Annotated in this window: 13 protein-coding genes and 1 pseudogene; 4 read left to right on the forward strand and 10 right to left on the reverse strand. The window is 71.2% G+C overall.

What is annotated here, in order from left to right; translation table 11 throughout:
* The first annotated feature begins 43 nt into the window (after positions 1–43).
* Both ACFVZW_RS08020 and ACFVZW_RS08025 read left to right on the forward strand, forming a co-directional pair.
* Positions 44–817, forward strand: a complete 774-nt coding sequence (locus ACFVZW_RS08020) for a DUF4253 domain-containing protein (RefSeq protein ID WP_384518359.1) — start codon at positions 44–46, stop codon at positions 815–817.
* 200 nt (positions 818–1,017) lie between these two features.
* Positions 1,018–2,004, forward strand: coding sequence for a hypothetical protein (locus ACFVZW_RS08025; protein WP_384518362.1), 987 nt, complete (start codon positions 1,018–1,020; stop codon positions 2,002–2,004).
* A gap of 126 nt (positions 2,005–2,130) precedes the next feature.
* On the opposite strand, the gene ACFVZW_RS08030 is transcribed toward ACFVZW_RS08025, so the two are convergent.
* The 6 genes from ACFVZW_RS08030 to ACFVZW_RS08055 all read right to left on the reverse strand — a co-directional run bounded on the left by ACFVZW_RS08030 (position 2,131) and on the right by ACFVZW_RS08055 (position 11,782).
* A complete protein-coding gene (locus ACFVZW_RS08030; protein ID WP_384518365.1) occupies positions 2,131–5,970 on the reverse strand; it encodes a S8 family serine peptidase in 3,840 nt (1,279 codons plus the stop codon).
* Between the two features lie 212 nt (positions 5,971–6,182).
* The gene (locus ACFVZW_RS08035) at positions 6,183–7,190 is read right to left on the reverse strand and encodes a helix-turn-helix domain-containing protein (protein WP_384518368.1); all 1,008 of its coding nucleotides are present in this window, start codon (positions 7,188–7,190) and stop codon (positions 6,183–6,185) included.
* Between the two features lie 96 nt (positions 7,191–7,286).
* Entirely contained in the window at positions 7,287–7,922 is a 636-nt protein-coding gene (locus tag ACFVZW_RS08040) for an SRPBCC family protein (RefSeq protein ID WP_384518370.1), read from the reverse strand.
* Positions 7,923–7,983: 61 nt separating this feature from the next.
* Positions 7,984–10,371 (reverse strand): xanthine dehydrogenase family protein molybdopterin-binding subunit, encoded by a 2,388-nt coding sequence (locus ACFVZW_RS08045; protein WP_384518373.1) that lies wholly within the window; start codon positions 10,369–10,371, stop codon positions 7,984–7,986.
* A gap of 5 nt (positions 10,372–10,376) precedes the next feature.
* Entirely contained in the window at positions 10,377–10,913 is a 537-nt protein-coding gene (locus ACFVZW_RS08050) for a (2Fe-2S)-binding protein (protein ID WP_384518376.1), read from the reverse strand.
* The gene (locus ACFVZW_RS08055) at positions 10,913–11,782 is read right to left on the reverse strand and encodes an FAD binding domain-containing protein (protein ID WP_384518379.1); all 870 of its coding nucleotides are present in this window, start codon (positions 11,780–11,782) and stop codon (positions 10,913–10,915) included. Before ACFVZW_RS08055 ends, ACFVZW_RS08050 begins: the two co-directional genes overlap by 1 nt.
* A 141-nt stretch (positions 11,783–11,923) precedes the next feature.
* Between ACFVZW_RS08055 and ACFVZW_RS08060 the strand changes: the two genes are divergently transcribed.
* On the forward strand, positions 11,924–13,018 hold the full coding sequence (locus ACFVZW_RS08060) for an XdhC family protein (RefSeq protein WP_384518382.1): 1,095 nt from the start codon (positions 11,924–11,926) through the stop codon (positions 13,016–13,018).
* A 47-nt stretch (positions 13,019–13,065) separates the two neighbouring features.
* A complete protein-coding gene (locus tag ACFVZW_RS08065) occupies positions 13,066–14,337 on the forward strand; it encodes a TetR family transcriptional regulator (RefSeq protein WP_384518385.1) in 1,272 nt (423 codons plus the stop codon).
* Positions 14,338–14,945: 608 nt separating this feature from the next.
* Here ACFVZW_RS08065 and ACFVZW_RS08070 read toward each other — a convergent pair.
* From ACFVZW_RS08070 to ACFVZW_RS08085, 4 genes and pseudogenes are all read right to left on the reverse strand, one after another.
* Positions 14,946–15,737: pseudogene (locus ACFVZW_RS08070) on the reverse strand (sensor domain-containing protein); the annotation flags it as partial.
* Entirely contained in the window at positions 15,734–17,074 is a 1,341-nt protein-coding gene (locus ACFVZW_RS08075) for an FtsX-like permease family protein (protein WP_384518388.1), read from the reverse strand. The pseudogene ACFVZW_RS08070 and the gene ACFVZW_RS08075, both read right to left, overlap by 4 nt.
* On the reverse strand, positions 17,068–17,835 hold the full coding sequence (locus ACFVZW_RS08080) for an ABC transporter ATP-binding protein (RefSeq protein ID WP_384518391.1): 768 nt from the start codon (positions 17,833–17,835) through the stop codon (positions 17,068–17,070). The genes ACFVZW_RS08075 and ACFVZW_RS08080 overlap by 7 nt, the downstream gene beginning before the upstream one ends.
* Before the next feature lie 86 nt (positions 17,836–17,921).
* Complete coding sequence (locus ACFVZW_RS08085) at positions 17,922–18,563, reverse strand: response regulator (RefSeq protein ID WP_384518409.1); 642 nt, start codon at positions 18,561–18,563, stop codon at positions 17,922–17,924.
* Positions 18,564–18,806: the final 243 nt, after the last annotated feature.

Below are 18,806 nucleotides of genomic sequence, written 5' to 3' on the forward strand. Positions count from 1 at the left end.
GGTGGCGACCGCATTGTCAGCGGCTGCTCCTAGAGTCACCGGCATGGCAACTCTTCCCAACCCACTGCCCCGGCTGGCCACCGACCCGAGCGGCCGCTCCCTCGGGCTTCAGCTTCCTCCCGGGCGTCTGATCGACGCGACCGACGAGGGTCCGTGGCACGAGCCTCTGTTGTGGCGCGCGGACAAGGCGGCCGCACCAGGCACCTGGTCGGCACTGGGCGCCCCGGGAGCCCGGAAGGGACTGCTCCCCGTGCTCGTGGATCTCGGTGGACCCCAGGGCGGGCCCGAGAGCTGGGACTTGATGCCGGGCGAGGTGTCCTACCCGGGGGATCACGACCCAGACGACGTTCTCGCCGAGCACTGGGAGGCGTACGCGGCGGAGAACGAGGACTGGCCCGGCATCGGCGAGAGCATGCCTGCCGCCACCGCCACCCCGGACGCGCGGGCGGCCGAGACCGCCGACGCGCTGTCCGCCGAGTGCCCCTCCTGGTTCAAGGACCCGCATCTCGCGCTCGTGTCCGCCCGCCGCAGCGCCGACATTCCGGCGGTCGTGGGCTGGACGGGCCCGATGAACCACGAGAGCGACACCGCACGTCTGTGCGCGGTCCTCCGCTCTTGGGAGGACCGCTTCGGCATACGCGTCGTCGGCCTCGGCTTCGACATCCTGGTCGTCTCCGTGGCCGCCCCTCCCGCCACCCTCGCGGAGGCCGAGGAGGTGGCGGCGGAGCACTTCGCCTTCTGCCCGGACAACGTCCTGCAGAGCGAGCCCGGCACATTGGAGTCGTATGCCAAGAACCTCATCCGCGAGCACACCTAGACGTTCTGGTGGGACTGACACTCAGCCCGTTGCTTCCGCGGTTCGCCACCACGGTGGCCGAGAGCGCTTCGACCGTCTACGCCGACGGTGCTGAACGCCCGAGTCCGCCGGCAGCTGACCGGAGGGTGTCCGGCGGATCGTGTCGGAGGGCCGAAGAAAATCCGTGTCTGCTCCGGCACGCGTGGACGTAGCCTCGGGGCGTGCTCCAACTCGTCCTAGCCGCATCCGTGTTCACAGTAGCCACCGCCGTGTACGGAGCCATCGGCCTCCGGTGGTGGCGCCGGGCCCGGATCCGGCGCGAGATCCTCGGTGTGGTCGCCACCGTGGACCTCGAGCCGTACCACGTCGCCGTGATGAAGAACCAGGAGACCGAGGCAGCCGCCGCCGAGCTGCTGCTCGGCGGGTACCTCGACATCGACGAGGAAGGGGTGGCGCACCTGACCGAGGCGGGCCGCGACCCCGGCCGGACGCCCGTCCATCCGCTGCCCGCCGCCCTGCTGGAGGCGGTGCGCCGGCACGATCCCGAGCCGGTGTCGATCGGTTGGATCGACTGGTGCGACGAGGAGTACCGGGCGCGGCGCAGCGCGTACATCAGCGAGCAGGACGCGCTGCTGCCCGAGATCCCGCGAATGCCGGACGGCGAGGGGCGGCAGCTGCTCGCCTGTTGCTCCTGCATGGGCATCACCATGGTGGTCGGTTTCTGGCTCGTGGCGTTCGTGCTGCTGGTGATGGTGCGCCCGCACGGCGTCCTGGCGTGGGCGGCCGCGGCAGTGGCCGGAGCGGGCCTGGCGGCGCTCTTGTACGCCGACGACGCCAACAAGGCGGTCCGCGCCCGCACTGCCTGCGAGGACCCTCTGGGAGACCGGTACCGCGCGGAGACGCATCCCTCCCTCGCGGCGCTGGACGAGCAGCGGCGGTCCCACGTCGACACCAGCATCCGCGACCGCAGCGGGTGGCGGGGCACCGACCAACTCGACGAGGACGGTGGCGAGGACGAGGACGAGGACGACGACTGGTTGGACGACTACTGGTGGGCGGACGCGTACCACTACCGGGCCACCGATCATGACGAGGAGCCGGAGGACCGACTCGACGGCACCAACCGATGCACGCCCGCCGGGACCTGTCCGTCCGATCAGGCGACCGCCGGGTGTCCCGGTCGTTGCCGCGGACACGAAGCGGGGTGATCCCGCGGAGGCAGGACGCTTACGCGGCCCGGCATCGCCGTATGCCGGACCCGCACGTGGATCCCCCGCCGGATGTCACCACCCGGCGGGGGGACACACTCCGCCCGCGCGTTGCTCAGCGTCGACTCACTTGAGGGCGTACGCCCGCGTGATGGTCTGGACGGTGCGGCTGCCTGCCGCGTCCCAGACCTCGGTCCTGAGCGTCACGTACCCGTTGGTGTCGGCGAGCTTGGGGTGCCAGAGCAGTGCCTGGAAGGAGTCGCTGTCCTTGCGCAGCGTCTTGGTGGACTTCCAGGTGGCTCCGTCGTCGTACGACACCGACACCTTGGCGCCGGCCATCGCGGTGGAGCCGGTCCAGCCCTTGGCCCTGGCGCCGTCCACGGTGAAGGTGAACGGCAGGCCTGCCCGCGCCTGGTTGAGCTCGTTCAGCGGCAGGTCGTAGTCGAGCAGGACCACGGGCATGGGCTCGCAGACCTTGGGCGTGGGAATGAACGCCGTGTCGCAGTCCTTGACGGCCATGGTGGTCGGTGCCGCCTGGCCGAAGTTCCACTCGGTGCGCATCTCGCGGCCCAGGGTGACGCCCGGGACATCGGTGGCGAGCTTCTGGTCGAGCACGTACCGGTAGTCCGCCTTCTCCGGCACCAGCTGGCCGAAGCCGGTGATCGGCTGCCCGTTGAGGTAGAAGCTCCAGGTGTTGGTCAGGCCCCGAAGGGTGTGGGTGGGCTCGTTGTCGGCACCGCTGCCGCCGGGCAGCTTCTGCCAGACGTCGGTGCGGCAGAACACACACGGCCCGAATTCGTACGGGGACAGACGCGTCGGACCGGCAAACCAGCTGCGGGTGTAGGACTTGCCCGGTGTTCCGAAGGTGCTCCGCAGATCGGCCATCGTCCAGGTGGAGGTGTGGAAGTCGGCCCCCACCGACGGCATGTAGGAGACGCCGGTGCCCGCCAGGAAGTAGTCGTCGCGGGTGGTGCCCTGGTAGAGGGGCTGACCGTCGCTGATCGCGGTCCACTGCTTCGGACCCCAGGCCGGCAGGTGCTCGGCGCCGAGGCGTCGCGCTCCGTCGGAGTGGTACGTGTTCCTGACCTTGGCGAAAGCTCCCACGTCGACGGTCTTGGCGAGGTCGGCGGGGACCCGGTCGTCGGTGAAGTGCGGCGCGTAGGTGTAGCCCGACTCCAGGACGCCCTTCAGGGCGATCCGCACCTGGCCCTTGGCCAGCAAGGCCTTGAGACGTGCGGCATTGTCGTACGTGGCGTGGGCGACCGGGACGGTCTGGCCCGCGGGAACGCCGCTGCCGCTCGGACCCGGGTCCGCGGGCGCCACGATCACGGCGACGGCCCCGGCGGCCGCGGCCCTGACGGCCTGGTCGCCGGCCTTGGTGACGTCGGCCACGGAGACCAGGACGGTCTTGCCCTTGACCTCGGTGCCGGCGAAGTCCTGCTCGGTGCCCGCGCTGATGTCGACCAGCTCGGTGCGCTTGGTGCCCTCGAACCGCTTCGCGAGAACCGAGGTCTTCAGCGGGATGTCGAGGTGCCCGGGGCTGGTGACCTCCAACTGCATCAGCGGCTCGCGCCGGTGGAGGAAGGTCTCCACCCGCAGTGCACCGGAGGTGGCGCCCGCACTGGGAATGGCGCCGAACCTGGTGTCGGACCTGTTGCCGGACCCGCTGATCGAGGTGAAGCTGGAGTGGCTGTTGATCGTGCCGTCGTCGCGGACGATCTGCAGTGCCACCTGGCCCGTCTCCAGCGGCCGCTTCTCGCCGTCGATCGTCACGCCGAGGTCGGTGGCGGTGGTGCCGTCGACGGTGAAGCTCTGGTCCCGGTCAGCCACTTCGATGTTCGGCACGGTGAACAGATCTGCCGCATGGAAGACCGCGCCGCCGGTGGGAGCCGTCGAGCGGACCGAGCCCTCGATGGAGTAGTGGCCGAGCGGCACTGACAGGGTGACCGTACCGGTGGCGGACAGCGTCCGGCTCTCCCAGACGGTGTTGTCCAGCCCGTGCAGGGTGAACTTGAACGTGCTGGGGGTCTTGCCGAAGCGGTCGGTGACGTCGCGCGTGACGTCGTGCTGTTCGACGGCGGTGACGAAGCCGAGCGCGGCATGGACCGACTCACCGCTCGCGGCGGTGGCGGTCACGGAGCCGCTGTACCGGCCGGTCGGCAGGCCGTTGGGGTCGAGGACGACGGTCACCTCGGCGGTGGAGCCGGCCGGGACGGTGAGCCGCCCGTCGGACAGGCCCGCTCCTGAAAGGGACAGCGAACCCGCGGGGACCTCGGTGCCGCTCGCGTCCTTCGCCGACGCGAGCAGGGTCACGACGGTGTCGGTCGTGGCGTTGTTGCGGAGCGTAAGGGTGCGGGTCCGCTTCTCGTACGTGTCCTTCTGCCACGGGATCATGCGGAAGTCGGCCGTACCGGACAGCTCCAGCGACGGGTCGAGCGCGGCGGGGATGTCGACCCGGCCGTAGCCCTGCTGATGGACGGTCTGCCCGGCGGCGGACTTGGCGTGCGCGGTCAGGGCCTCCTTGATACGCCGGCCGGTCCACTCGGGGTGGCGCTGCTTGAGGATGGCGGCGGCGCCGGACACGTGCGGAGTGGCCATCGAGGTGCCGTTGGCCGAGGTGTAGTGGACGTCCACGGGGGTGCCCATGGCGGTGCCGGCCGCGCGGGCGGCGACGATGGCCACGCCCGGCGCGGTGATCTCCGGCTTCATCGCCATGTCGCCGAGCCGCGGGCCGCGGCTGGAGAACGAGGCGAGCGCGTCGGACTTGTCGACGGCGCCGACGGTGAGGGCCGAGTCTGCGGCGCCCGGGGTGCCGAGAGTGCTGTCGCCGGGGCCGCTGTTGCCCGCGGCGATGACGAACAGGGTGTCAGAGGAGGCGCTGAGCGAGTCGACCGCCATGGTCAGCGGATCCTCACCGGGAGCGTCCTCGCCACCGAGGCTCATGCTGACGATGTCGGCGCCCTGGGCGACCGCCCACTCCATCCCGGCCAGGATGCTGGAGGTCGGGCCCTGGCCGGTGTTGCTGAGCACCTTGCCGATCAGCAGGTCGGCGCCCGGGGCGACGCCCTTGTGCTTGCCGCCGGAGTTGGCGCCGCTGCCCGCGACGGTGGCCGCGACATGGGTGCCATGGCCATGGCCGTCCTGGACCGTCTGACCGCTGATGAAGCTCTGGCTGCCGACGATCTCCGACTTGATGTCGGCGTTGTTCAGGTCGGCACCGGTGTCGAGGACGGCGACCTTCACGCCCGTGCCGTCGTACCCCTTGGCCCAGGCCTCCGGGGCGCCGATCTGCGGCACGCTCCGGTCCAGCGCGACCTCGGCCTTGCCGTCGTACCAGAGCTTGGTCACCCCGGCCGTGCCGGGCGTCGGCGCGCCGCGGGTCTTGCTCGCCTTCGGATTGACGGACTGCCAGAAGTCCTTCGCGTCCTGCTTGTGGACGTGGACCGAGGACAGGCCGAGCCGGGGCATGACGCGCTTGCTCTCGCTGCCCGGCAGGCCCTCGGACCTCATTCGCAGCGCCGCGGCGTCCGGTGTGCCCTGGAAGTCGACGATGGCCGGGAGTTCGGCGGACTCGGTGTCGGCGTATCCGTCCCGTATCAGCCGGCTGACATTGAACAGCTCGCGGTCCACCGTGCCCGAGGCGAGCGCCGTTGCCGTGCCGTCCGGGTAGACGTAGACATCGCCGTTCCGACCGCTGGTGGACTCGAAGATCCTGGACGTCCCCGCCGCCGACAGGACCTGCACCGCCTGACGGCCGCCGGGCTCGGTGGTGAGCGAGACGGTGTCGCCGGTGATCAGGGTGACGGCCGATGTGGTCGCCCCCTTCTGCAGCACCGGCCGATCGCCCAGGCCCTCGGGTGTCGCTGCGGTCGCGGTCGAGAGCTGGCTCGTCAGTGACAGTGCGACTGTCACCGCGATCCCGCTGACGAGGGATCTGCGCCGTCGTCTGAGGCGGGCTGTCTGCATCAGGTGTCCTTTCGCGGGCTCAACGTGTGGGCGCGTCAGGGGAGTTGATGCCTGTGAGGTCCCGACCGAACGTCCGGCCGATGACGCGCCAACCGGAACCTAGCTGTCCGGTCAGGGCGCCATCCAGAGCCTGAGTGGCGCATACATGCCAACTGGCGCATCATCGCCAGGCGATGGCACGACGGTTACCCGCCGAAGCGGCGACGAACCTATTAAGCGGAGCTGTCCATGTGCATCCGGTTCACGTCCGACATGGTGATCCACCCCCGCTCGGACGCCTGCCAGCCCAGTTGCATGCGGCTCGAGGCGCCGGCCAGGTCCATGAGGCCGCGGATGCGGCGGTTGACCGTCCGCTTGCCGATGTCCAGTTGCCGGGCGATCGCGTCGTCGGTCAGACCGGACAGCAGCAGGATCAGGAGCTGGATCTCCGCACCCGAGAGTTCGTTTCTGCCGCGCGTGTCGGGGAGCGGCGGATCCAGAGGGAGTGCCGACGCCCATGCGAGCTCGAAGAGTGCGATCAGGGCATCGAGCAGGGACCCTTGGTGGATCTGCACGACGGCACCCGGCGATCCCCCGCCGTCCGTCCGCAGTGCCACGAGGGCGGCGGATCTGTCGACGATGACGAGTTTGACGGGGACCTTGCCGAGCACACGTGCCTGCTCACCGGCATCCGCATACAGGCGCATCTCTCCCTGTGCGCCGTCCTCCTCGATCGCGGCGCGGTCGTAGACCGTGCGGTAGTGAATGCCCGCGGTCAGCTGCTCGAGCTCGGCCGCGTTGACGTCCTCGTCCACCAGATACGGCGCCGTGTCGAAGCGCAGCACCTCTCGGCGCGCGCGGCGCTGGATCTGTTCGTACCGCTGCGCCAGTGTCTCGTCCGGCACGATCTCGGCGATCTCCTCCAGAGAGGCCGTTCCGGGCGCGGTGCGGTACTCCTTGGTGAGCTGCCTCAGCACACCCCTGACGGACTGGAGTTCGTTCATCCGCACCAGCAGCAGCGTTTCCCCGGCAATGTCCGGCGGGGCGGGTATCAGTTGCGCGGGCCGGTCGTCGGTGATGGTGACGAGACCCTTGTCCGCGAGCCCTCTCAGGGCCTCGTCGAGCTGCTCACCGCTCAGCCCGAGCAGCTGCCCCACGCGGTCGACCCGGCTTCGGCCACACCCCACCAGCAGTTGGTACACCTGCGACTCGGCCGTGCTCAGGCCCAGCGCCTCCAGCATGCATGTCCTTTCCTCGCCGATTCCCTGCGAGCCTCCTCTGCGGACGGCTGCCCCGGGAAACGTGGTCCGTGCCCGGGGTGACTGCGCCGTAGGGTTTCATCTTGGGGAACGCCGCCTCAGCGCCTGAATCACCACCACCGCGAACAGCACGGCCGCCGCGGGTGCCGCAGCCTTCCTGAGCAGCACGGGCAGCGCGGCCGCGCCGAGGTCGATGGCCTCCGGCTCGGGCGCGAGCCGGCCTTGGCGGTTCTCCGCCGCGCCCGTCGTGAACACCCCGGACGCGGCAGGACCGGCGTCCCGCAGCAGCTCTTCGAGTCGGGCGGCGAACTGCTGGACGATGCGGTCGCCCACCTCGGTCATGATGCCCCGGCCGAACTGTGCCGGCCGGCCGGTGATGTCGAGGTCCGTGCGCACGCGCACCAGGGTGCCGGCCGGGTCGAGGGTCAGCGTCGCGGTGACCGTGGCCGACGCGGTGCCCGCGCCGCGGGTCTCGCTCCCGCTGAGGTCGAGGAGCATCGAGCGGGCGGCGGGATCACGGGTGACGGTGCCCTCGCCCCGGTAACTCATCTGCACCGCACCGACCTTGACCTTGACCCGGCCGGTGAAGGAGTCGCCGTCGTGGGTGTCCAGCACGGCGCCGGGCATACAGGGCGCGACCCGGTCGAGGTCCTGGAAGAGCTTCCAGGCGTCGTCGGGGTCGGCCGGGACGGTGAAGGAGTGGTCGAGCTGCATGGTTGTCCAATCAGAGGGCGACCGGCCGTGGATGCGGAGCCGGTTGATGTGCGGGGCGGATTCAGGTGCCGGCTGCGTCACGGATCAGCGCGCGCACCCGGCTCGGCGAGAGGGGGCCGCGGCGTACGACGACGTCGAAGGGGCGCAGCGCGTCCTCGACGGCGCCGGCGAGTACCGCTTGAGGGGCGATCGCGCCGCCTTCGCCGAGTCCTTTGACGCCGAGGTCGTTCATGGGGCTCGGGGTGAAGATCTCGTCCATGTCGAGGTCGGGGATCTCCGAGGACGTGGGCACCAGATAGTCCATGTAGGTGCCGGTGCGGGGCTGACCGTCGGGGCCGTAGACCATCTCCTCGTACAGCGCTCCGCCGATCCCCTGCGCGATGCCGCCGGTGACCTGTCCTTCCGCGATCATCGGGTTGACGATGTTGCCCGCGTCGTGGACGACCACGTAGTGCAGGATCTCGATCTCGCCCGTGTGTTCGTCGACCTCGACGACGGCCGCATGCGCTCCGCTCGCGACCGCGAATCCCGGTGGACGGAAGTGCACGGTCTCGCTGATCTCGGTGCCGTGCCGGCCGTCGGTGGGTTCGGGGGTGCCGGGCAGCGGTGCCTTCCCGGCCAGTTCCGCCAGGCTGATGGAGGGGCCGCCCGGTTCCTTGGCCCGGACGATGCCGTCGCTCAGGTCGAGGCAGCCCGCCTCGACACCGAGGCGGCGGGCCGCCGCTTCGACGATCTTCTCGCGGACGAGTCGGCCGGCCCGGTGAGTGGCGTTCCCGGCGTTGACCAGGGCGCGGCTGGCGATGGTACCCACGCCGAACGGGGTGGCTTCGGTGTCGCCGCCGACCACGTCGATCACATCGAGCGGCACTCCGATGGCGTCGGCGGCGATCTGCGCCATGGAGGTGCGGTGCCCCTGCCCCTGGGAAGGGGCACCGATGGCGAGCCGCACCCGGCCGCTGGGGGCGATGTCGATGCGCGCGGTCTCGAACGGTCCGAGGCCGGTGGCCTCGATGTACATGGCGAACCCGATGCCGATGTGCTTGCCGTCGCGGGCGCCTTCGCGTCGTCGGGCGCGTACCTGATCGACGTCGGCCTTCGCGACGGCGCGGCGCAGGAGTTCGGGGAAGTCCCCGGAGTCGTAGGACTGCGGTCTGCCCGAGCGGTCCGCCAGGCCGGTCGCGTACGGCATCTCGTCGGGCCGCACGAGATTGCGCGCCCTCAGTTCCTCGGGCTCGATGCCCAGTTCCGCGGCCAGCCGGTCCATGGCCCGTTCCATGGCGAAGACCGTCTCCGGGCGTCCGGCTCCCCGGTAGGGCGTGGCGAAGGTGGTGTTGGTGAGCACGCCGACGACGTCGATGTGCACGTTCGGGACTCGGTAGGGGCCCAGGAGGTGGCACAGCGAGTTGTACGGCACGACCAGGCCGGTCATGTTGTACGCGCCGAAGTTGACGGTGATGCGGTCGCGTACGGCGAGGAGGCGGCCTTCGGCGTCCGCGGCGAGTTCGATGTGGTGGATCTGTTCGCGGGCATGCGAGGAGGCGGTCAGGTTCTCGTTGCGGTCCTCGCGCCAGAGCACGGGGCGGCCGAGGTGACGGGCGGCGTGCGGGATGAGGAGTTCCTCGACGTAGAGGATGCCCTTCTGGCCGAAGCCTCCTCCGACGTCGGCCGCGATGACGTGGACCGTGGCGGGTTCCAGGCCGAGGGTGTGGGCGATGGCGTCCCGCAGCCGGTGCGGGGTCTGGGTGCCCGACCAGACGGTCAGCCGGCCGCTGTACGGATCGACCTGGGCCGAGATCGCGCGGGTCTCGATCGGCGAGGCGACGTACCGGTGTGCCTCGAACCGCTCGCTCACCACGGCGTGCGCGCCGGCGAGCGCCTCCTCCGGGTCACCGACGCGGGTGGCGACGGCGACCGCGGTGTTGTCCGGCAGGTCCTCGTGCAGCCGGGTCGCGTCCTCGGCCAGGGCGTGTTCGGGGTCGACGAGCACCGGCAGCGGGGCGTACCGCACGTCGACGAGTTCCAGGGCGTCCTCGGCGAGGTAGCGGTTCTCGGCGAGGACGACGGCGACGGGCTGGCCGACGTAGAGCACCTTGGCGCGGGCGAGCAAGGGCATGGGAGTCATCCGGACCAGCGGGTCGAGGAGTTCGGCGAGGCCCGGCGGGGTGCGCAGTTCCTCCTTGTTCAGCATCGCGGGCAGGTCCGCCACGTCGTCGCCGGTCCACACGGCGACGACGCCGGGTGCGGCCAGGGCCGCGGTGACGTCGACGAAGTCGATACGGGCGTGGGCGTGCGGGCTGCGCAGGAAGGCGGCCTCGACCGCGCCGGGGAGAGCGATGTCGTCGACGTAGCGGCCGTTGCCGCGCAGCAGCCGGTCGTCCTCGACGCGTGGGACGGAACGGCCGATCCAGCTGCTGTCACCGGACCGGGCCCGGTCGGAATCGTGGGACATGCGGGTCACTCCCCGAATCGCTCGTCGAGTGCCTGGCACACGGCACGGCGGATGTTGCGGTAGCCGGTGCACCGGCACAGGTGCCCGCTGAGCGCGTCGGCGACCTGTTCCTCGTCGGGGCGCTCGTGCTGCTCGGCCAGGGCGGTCGCCGTCATGACGAATCCGGGCGTGCAGAAGCCGCACTGCATGCCGTGGCACTCGTGGAAGGCCCGCTGCACGGGGGTGAGCGGGGCGTCGGCGGGGGCGAGTCCCTCGACGGTGCGCAGCACGGCACCGGCGCAGTGCACGGCCAGGGTCAGACAGGTGCGCACCGGCTCGTCGTCGACGAGAACGGTGCAGGCGCCGCAGACTCCGTGTTCGCAGCCGACGTGGGTGCCGGTGAGGCCGAGCCGGTCGCGCAGGAAGTCGCTGAGCAGCAGCCTCGACTCGACCTCGGCGGTGACCGGTCGTCCGTTGACGGTGAGGCTGATCTCGTGCCACGCGGAGGGCTCGGCGAGCGGTGGGGTGCTCGCGCCGAGCGGGGTGGGGATCGAGGGGGTCATCAGCAGCGCTCCCAGGCGGTGGTGCAGGCGCGGACGAGGAGGTGGGCGGCGCCCTCGCGGCGGTACTCGGCGGTGGCGTGGATGTCGTCGGAGGGGGTGAGGCGTGAGAGTGCCGCGCGGGCCGCTGCGGCGAGAGCCTGCTCGCCGACGTCGCTCCCCACGAGCGCGTCCTCCGCGGCGCGCAGCCGTACGGGGACGGGGCCCGCGCCGCAGAAGACGACGCGGGCGGCGCGGCAGGTGCCGGTGGCTGTGTCCCGTTCCAGGACGGCGGCCACGCCGACGGTGGCGAAGTCGCCATGCCTGCGGGTCAGTTCTTCGAATGCCCAGCCGTGGTGTGCCGGGGGCGGCGGGAACACGACCTCGGTGAGGAGTTCGTCCGCTTCGACGGCCGTGGAGAAGGTGGCGACGAAGAAGTCCTCGGCGGTGACCGTCCGGGTGCCCCGCCGACCGGTGATCACGAAGCGGGCGTCGAGGGCCAGGGCTGCGGTGGGCAGCTCGGCGGCCGGGTCGTGGTGGGCGAGGCTGCCGCAGACGGTGCCGCGGTTGCGGATCTGAGGGTGTCCGATGTGGCCGATCGCGGCGGCGAGCAGGGGCCATCCGTCCCGTACCGCGTTGTCCGCGGCGGCATGGGCCTGCCGTACGGCGGCTCCGATGCGGAGGTGGCCCGACTCGTCCACGTGGAGTCGGCCGAGTTCGGGGATGCGGGTGATGTCCACGAGCAGCTCGGGCCTGGCGAGGCGCATGTTCAGCATGGGGATGAGGGACTGGCCGCCCGCCACGACCTTGGCCTCCCGCTCCTCGTCCGCGAGGAGGGCGACTGCCTCGCCGACGGTGCTGGGGGCGGTGTAGTCGAAGGGTGTGGGTTTCAACCTGCTGCCACCGGACCTCTCGTGTCGTCGTCGCGCCGTGGCATTCGACACGGGCCGATCTATCTAATGCCTAAAATGATTTACACTAAAGTTTCTTCTTGGCAAGGGGTTGCTCGAGATTTCACGGCCCGCGGAGGCGACATGCGACACGTCATCGATCAGGCAGCCGCCTGGCAACGCTCCGGAACCCGCTTCGCCATGGCGACCGTCGTGCGGACCTGGGGCTCGTCCCCGCACGGTCCGGGTGCGTCGATGCTCGTGTCCGAGGAGGGCCGCATCGTCGGAAGCGTCTCCGGTGGCTGCGTCGAAGCCGCCGTCTGCGCGATCGCGGAGGAGGTGCTCGCGGGAGCCGCCCCGACGGTCGAGCGCTGGGGAGTCGGCGAAGAGGACGCCTTCGCGGTGGGCCTGACCTGCGGGGGAACGATCGAGGTACTGGTCCGTGAGGTGGGTGCGGATGCACCGCTCGACCGGCTCGCCGCCGGCATCGCGGCCGGCGTACCGGTGGCTCTGGTCACCCCTGTCGACCGCGGCGGCTGCCTGGTCGTCGGCGGAGGGACGACAACCGGTTCACTGGGCGACCCACGGGCGGACCGGGCGGCGGTCCTGGCCGCGGAGGGCATGCTCGGGCGCGGTGCGAGCGGGCTCGTGACCAGCGGAAACGGTGCAGGTGACGACAGTGCCTGCGCGCCGGAACGTGAGCTGCTGGTGCAGTCCTTCGCCCCTCGGCCACGCCTGCTGATCTTCGGCGCGGCCGAGTTCGCCCGTCCTCTGGCGGACATGGGTGCCGCGCTCGGGCACCGGGTGACGGTCTGCGACGCCAGGCCCGCGTTCGCGGCGGCCGAGCGCTTCCCGGGGGCCGACGATGTCGTCGTCGAACGGCCCGATCGCTGGTTCCGCGCCCATGAGGACCTGGTCGACGCTTCGACCGCGGTGTGCGTGCTGACCCATGACGCACGGTTCGACGTGCCGGTCCTCGCCCTCGCCCTGCGCAGTCGGGCCGGATACGTCGGAGCCATGGGTAGCCGCCGGACGCACGAGGACCGGCTGGAGCGACTGCGCGCGGCGGGCACGACCGAAGCGGAACTCGTCCGGCTGCGCTCGCCGATCGGACTGGACCTCGGCGGCCGGGGACCCGAGGAGACCGCCCTGTCGATCATGGCGGAGATCGTCGCGGTGCGGCGCGGCGCCGGCGCGCGGCCACTCACTCAGCGAACCGGCCCGATACACGAAGCGTGATCGATTTTGAACGACTGTTTTTATGAACACTCGTTTAAAGTGGAGCCGTGGATCCAAGGAACGAGGGCCGTCGACGATCGGCCGCGACTCCCCCGCCGGAAACCCGCCCGGGAGCAGGCCGCCCCTCACAGCGTCGTCCCGGCTCCCATGACCCGGAGGGCAATCGCCAAGCGGTCCTCGACGCGGCCCGTCGGCTGTTCGGCGCGCACGGCTACAAGGGTGTGGGCGTCCGCGCCATCGCGGCCGAGGCGGGAGTGACCCCCGGCCTGGTGATGGCGTACTTCGGCACCAAGGACGGTCTGTTCCGCGAGGCGGTGGGCAGCGGGTCGGGCGTCACCGACGACGTGCTGTCGGCAGCGGCCGACGGCACGGGCGAACTGCCGGCCGCTCTGGCCCGCGCCTACCTCGATCGGTGGGACCGTCTGCCGACCGACGATCCCTGGCCCGCGCTGATCCGCTCGGCAGTCAGCCACCCGCCGAGCGCCGAGCTGTTGCGCACGATCCTGGAGAAGCAGGTCGGCGGACCTCTCGCGCGCCTGCTCGGCGACTCGGCCGACGCGGAGGTGCGCGCCGCTGTCATTCGGAGCGTCCTGTTCGGCGTGATCATGGAGCGCTACCTCTTCGCCCATGAACCGGCGGCCTCCGTCCCTACCGAGGAGCTCGCTCCGGCGTTGACGGACGTGCTCACCACCGCTTTCGGTGACGCTCTCGACCTCGTTCCCCAGCCTGCGCCGGGTGGCGCGGCCATCGGCGAGGACGAGTCCGTGCGCCCCGACGTCGGCGGCTCCGCCGTGGGCGTCGCTATCACCCGGCCGCTCTCGGAGCCCGTACACCCCGAGCGTCTCCGCCCGGAGCCCGCGGCCGGGGCGGCGGACGACTCCCCCGCATCCGTGTTCGCACGACTCGACGAGTGCGCCGCCGTTCATCAGGAGCTGATCGGCAGGACCGTCCGCGAGTACGGCATCAGCCTGCCCGCGTACGACGTGCTCGCCGCCCTCCGCGAGGCGGGAGAGCCCTACCGCCGGACGACCGGCGAAGTGGCGGCGGCCGGCCGGGTCCGCGCGGGCGGTCTCACCCAGCATGCGGACCGTCTGGAGGCCGCGGGTCTGATCCGGCGGGAGCGCGACACGGACGACCGCCGGATCATCCGGCTGTGTCTCACCCCGGAAGGTCTCGAACTGGCCGAGCGGATCTTCGCCGTACGGTCGGCCCAGGAGCAGGAACTGCTCGCCGGACTGGGCGCGGCGGACCGGCGCCGGCTCTCCGGGCTGCTCAGCGCTCTGGGGCAGACGCTGGGGGCGGGTGTCCCGGAACAGTGACGGCATCCCGGCGATGGTCGGTTGTCAGACGTCCGAGCCCTATCCGCGCAACGCGCGGCGAGCGTCCCTTCCTCTGGTGAGGACAACTCAAGGCCCCCCAGGCGGGTAGGAGCACGGCTCGCTCGGCATCCCGAGCAACTCCCGGGGGACGGAGGTGAATCGGCCGGGCCGCGTTCCGTCAGATCCGTACGGGCAGTTCGATCACGGCGGTGGTCGACCCTGATCCCGGACTGTCGAGGCTCAAGGTGCCGTCGACCCGAGGCCAGCCGTTCGCGAAGGCCCAGCAGGCCGCTGCCCGCCCCGATCCGGGCACCGCCCACGCCGTTGTCGTGGATCCGGATCCGCAGCCGGTCCCCGACGACCACCGCCTCCACCGACGCCTGCGTCGCTCCGCTCTGCTTGGCGATGTTCGTCAGCAACTCGGCGGCACAGAAGTACGCCACTCTCTCGATCACCGTGTCGGGTCGCTCGGCCACATCGACCCTCAGCGTGACCGGCATGCCGGCCTGCGCCGTCAACTGCGGCAGCGCGTCGGCGAGCCCCAGGTCGAGGGCGGAGGGGCTGATCCCGTCGATGAGCCGCCGCAGTTCCGCGATGGCGGCGTCGGTCTGGGTACGGGCCCGGGCGACGAGCTGCCGCGTTCGGTCGACGGGCGGGGCGTCGGCGTCCAGGGCGTCGGCGGTCAACGACAGTGTGATGGCGATCGCGACGAGTTGTGCCTGCGTACCGTCGTGCAGGTCCCGCTCGACCTGGCGCAGGCTGCGGGCTCCCTCGGTGAGGGCCGTGCTGCGGGCCCGTTCGAGCGTCCGCACCCGCTGCTGGGCGACGGTGGGTCCGAGCAACGTCCGGGCGAGCCACCGGTGCAGATTCATCGTCACACCGACCGCCACCGGGACGACCGCCAGTGCGATCAGGCCGCCCGCCACCGCGGCGGTGCCCGGCCATGGCCCCGGCCGGTAGGCCACCGCCCATACGACGGACCATACGCCGAGCACCGGCAGAGCGACCGTCGCCACGAAGGCGATGACGTCGACCGGGAACCGGAGCGTCAGGTACAACATGCTGCGCCAGGCGGTCGCGTCGGACAGGCTGGTCTGGATCCACCGCAACAGGCCGGGGCCGACCTGCGATGGCGCGGGGGCGTCGACCGGCTCGCCGAGCAGCGCCCTGATCATCCGGGCGTGGGCCCGGCCGAGGAACCGGGCACCCCTCAGGCCGACAGCGAGCGCCGGCAGCCCGATCAGCGTCAGCGACAGCAGACCACCGATGTAGAGGACGGCAAGGACGTAGACGAAGCCGACCAGCGAGAGCGGCAGCCCGGCACAGGCATAGGCGGCCGCCGCCGGTCGTCCCCTCCATCCCTTTCTCCGAGCCCTGTCCTCGGCCGTGGCCGTCCTCACGCCGTGGCCGCAGCCGAGACGGCTGGTTCCGACGTGGCCTTCATACCGGTGAGGAGGATCGTCATGGCGGTCAGCATCACCACGCCCAGTATCAAAGGGCCGTACGTCTCCAGCGGGATCGAGGGACGCAGGCTGTCCGTGGCGGCCGCCGCGAACGCCATGCTCACGGGCGCCGCGACCCCCAGCCCGAGCAGTACTCCTGCCATTGCGGTCAGCGCCGCCTCCGCGCCCAGCATCCGCAGCAGTTGGCGCCGGGTCGCGCCGATCAGGGTGAGCAGCGCGTACTCCCGCCGCCTCGCCGCCGTCAGTGACACGAGCGTGTTCACGGTGGCCACCGCGCCGAAGCCGGCCAGCATGGCGAGTTCCACCCCGCGCAGCCAGATGTCGCTCTCGGCGTACGCGCCGGGCGGGGCGACCTTCTGGAGCGTCCCCGTGATCGCGGCGAACGTCGTCGAAAGCCCGACCAGCAGCGCGATCGGCACCACCGCGGAGGACAGCCGATGGGCATGTCCCCGCAGGTTGTCGGCGGCGAGCCAGCCACCGGCGTCACCCAGGTGCCGGCTGCCCGCCAGCCGGAGCGGCAGGCCGAGCAGCACGATCGCGAAGCGCGCCAGCAAGGGTCCGAGCAGTCCGACGGCGACCATGAGGAGCAGTGCCCCGAGCAGGGCCGCCTGAGCGGCCTTGTCCACCGGCTGCCGTGCCGTGACCATGCACAGGACACCGGCGCCCGCGAGGACGAGCACACCCGCGATGCCTCGCACCCAGCCCAGCCGGCCCTGCTCGGCCGCCGTCTGCGCCATGGCCTCGGACGGCCTGCCACGGACCGTACGACGCGCGGCGAGCTTCGTCGCGCCCACGCCGACCAGCACGGTCGCCGCCGTCCCGATCAGCATGGGAAACGGCGACCACGGTACGCCGGCGCCGGCCGGGGCCAGGCCGCGCGCGACGAGCTCGGTCAGGAACACCCGCGCGCCCCAGGAGCCGAGCACCCACGCAGGTGGTGAGACGAGCAGCGCCACCAGCAGCACCTGGCACCTGATGAGCCGCCTGGCCTGCGCGGGCGTCGCCCCGCTGGTCCGAAGCAGAGCAACGTCGCGGGCCTGCCGGCGCACCGAGAACCCAAGTGTGTTCGCGACCACGAACAGACCCATCACCATCGCGATCTCGCCGAAGGCTCCGCCGATCATCGCCAGCCGCGAGTCGCCGCCGCCGGCGATCGCCGTTGCGATGAGAGAGCCGAACAGCGTGATCACGGCAACGGCCAGCAAGAGAGCCGTGGCCAGCCCTGCGAACGAGCCGGGCCGGGCCCGCAGGGCCGCCAGCGCGAACCTCAACATGCCAGCCCACTCAGCTTCTCGGCGATCTGCGCCGCAGACGGGCGTACGAGGTCGTCGACCAGGACACCGTCGGCGAGAACGACGACCCGGTCCGCGTAACTCGCCGCGACCGGATCGTGCGTCACCATCACGCAGGTACGACCCTCGACATCCACCCGCTCGCGCAGCAGCCACAGCACCTCCCTGCTGGTGGAGCGGTCGAGCGCCCCGGTCGGCTCGTCGGCGAACAGGATTCGCGGCCGGCCGAACAACGCACGTGCCACGGCCACCCGTTGCTGCTGACCGCCGGAGAGACGGCCGGGCCGTTCCCTTCTCCGGTCCGCCAGACCCACCTGCGCGAGCGACTCGGTCACACCGCCCCAGTCCACCCGCCTGCCCGCCAGCCGCGCCGGAAGGGCGACGTTCTGTTCGACTGTCATGGCCGGCATCAGGTTGTACGCCTGGAAGATGAACCCCGCCTCGGAACGCCTCAGCTGCGCGAGCCGACGCTCGGGCAGAGCGGTGATGTCCGTCGGACCCCAGTGGACGGTGCCGGACGTCTGACGGTCCATTCCGGCGACACACTGCAGCAGGGTCGACTTCCCCGACCCCGAGGGGCCCATCACCGCGGTGAACGTGCCGGCCGCGAAGGTGACGTCCACGCCTCGCAGCGCATGGACCGCGTCGCGGCCACGTCCGTGGGTGCGGTGCAGGTTCTCGGCTCGGATTCTCAGACCGGATTCCACGGTGGGCGGGACAGTAGCGTAAGTACTCAGTGACATGTTTCGATTCTGGGCCGCACGGACTGTGCGCGACACCGTGCTAGCTCCCGTCTTCAGGGTTCGGATATCCGCCCCCTGGCGGCCCGCTACGCCCTGACCTCCCGCAGGTACGCGACGACGGCCTTGACGCGGCGGTTGTCGGCGTCGGTCGAGGGCAGGTCGAACTTTCCGAACACGGACGCCGCGTGCTTCTCCACCGCCCGTTCGGAAATGACGAGCAGTCCGGCGATGGAGCGGTTCGAGTGGCCTTGGGCCATCAGGTCCAGGACCTCTCGCTCCCTGGCGGTCAGCCGCTCGAGGCGGCGCGTGCCGCTGTTCAGCATGCGGCTGACGATCTCCGGATCGAGGGCGACGCCGCCGGCGGCGACCCTTTGCAGGGCTTCGACGAAGTCGGCGGTGGCGGCGACGCGCTCCTTGAGCAGGTAACCGATGCCGGACGCCTCGCCGGCCAGCAGGCGGGCCGCCCAGGACGGCTCGGCGTGCTGGGAGAAGACGAGGACGCCCACGTCCGGGTGAAGGGCACGGAGTTGGACAGCGGCACGGATGCCCTCGTCGGTATGGGTCGGCGGCATGCGGATGTCGACCACGGCGACGTCGGGGGTGTACTCGGTCACGGCGGCGAGCAGTTCATCCGCGTCGCCCGCGGTGGCGAGGACCTCACAGCCACGGGCGGTCAGCAGCTCCACCATGCCTTCACGGAGAATCACCGAGTCCTCGGCGATGACCACTCGCACGGCACGCTCCCCCTGGTCGCCGTAGATCGGGACTTCATTCAACCAGCACGTAGTTGTCGTCCGGGCGCCGGGTCCCCGAGCGGCGCAGGCAACACGCCGCCTCCGGGCTGGGCGACAGTGCCTTGACAGGCCCTCGGCGCCACCGCAGGGGGTCTCCGGCTTTGCCCCCCCGAGCGTAAGCGCTGTTCCCCGCACGTCCTGGTTATGCGTCCTTGCGGGCAGTCGCGTGTCCGTTTC

It is taken from the genome of Streptomyces sp. NPDC059567 (assembly GCF_042735655.1).
GTDB lineage: Bacteria > Actinomycetota > Actinomycetes > Streptomycetales > Streptomycetaceae > Streptomyces.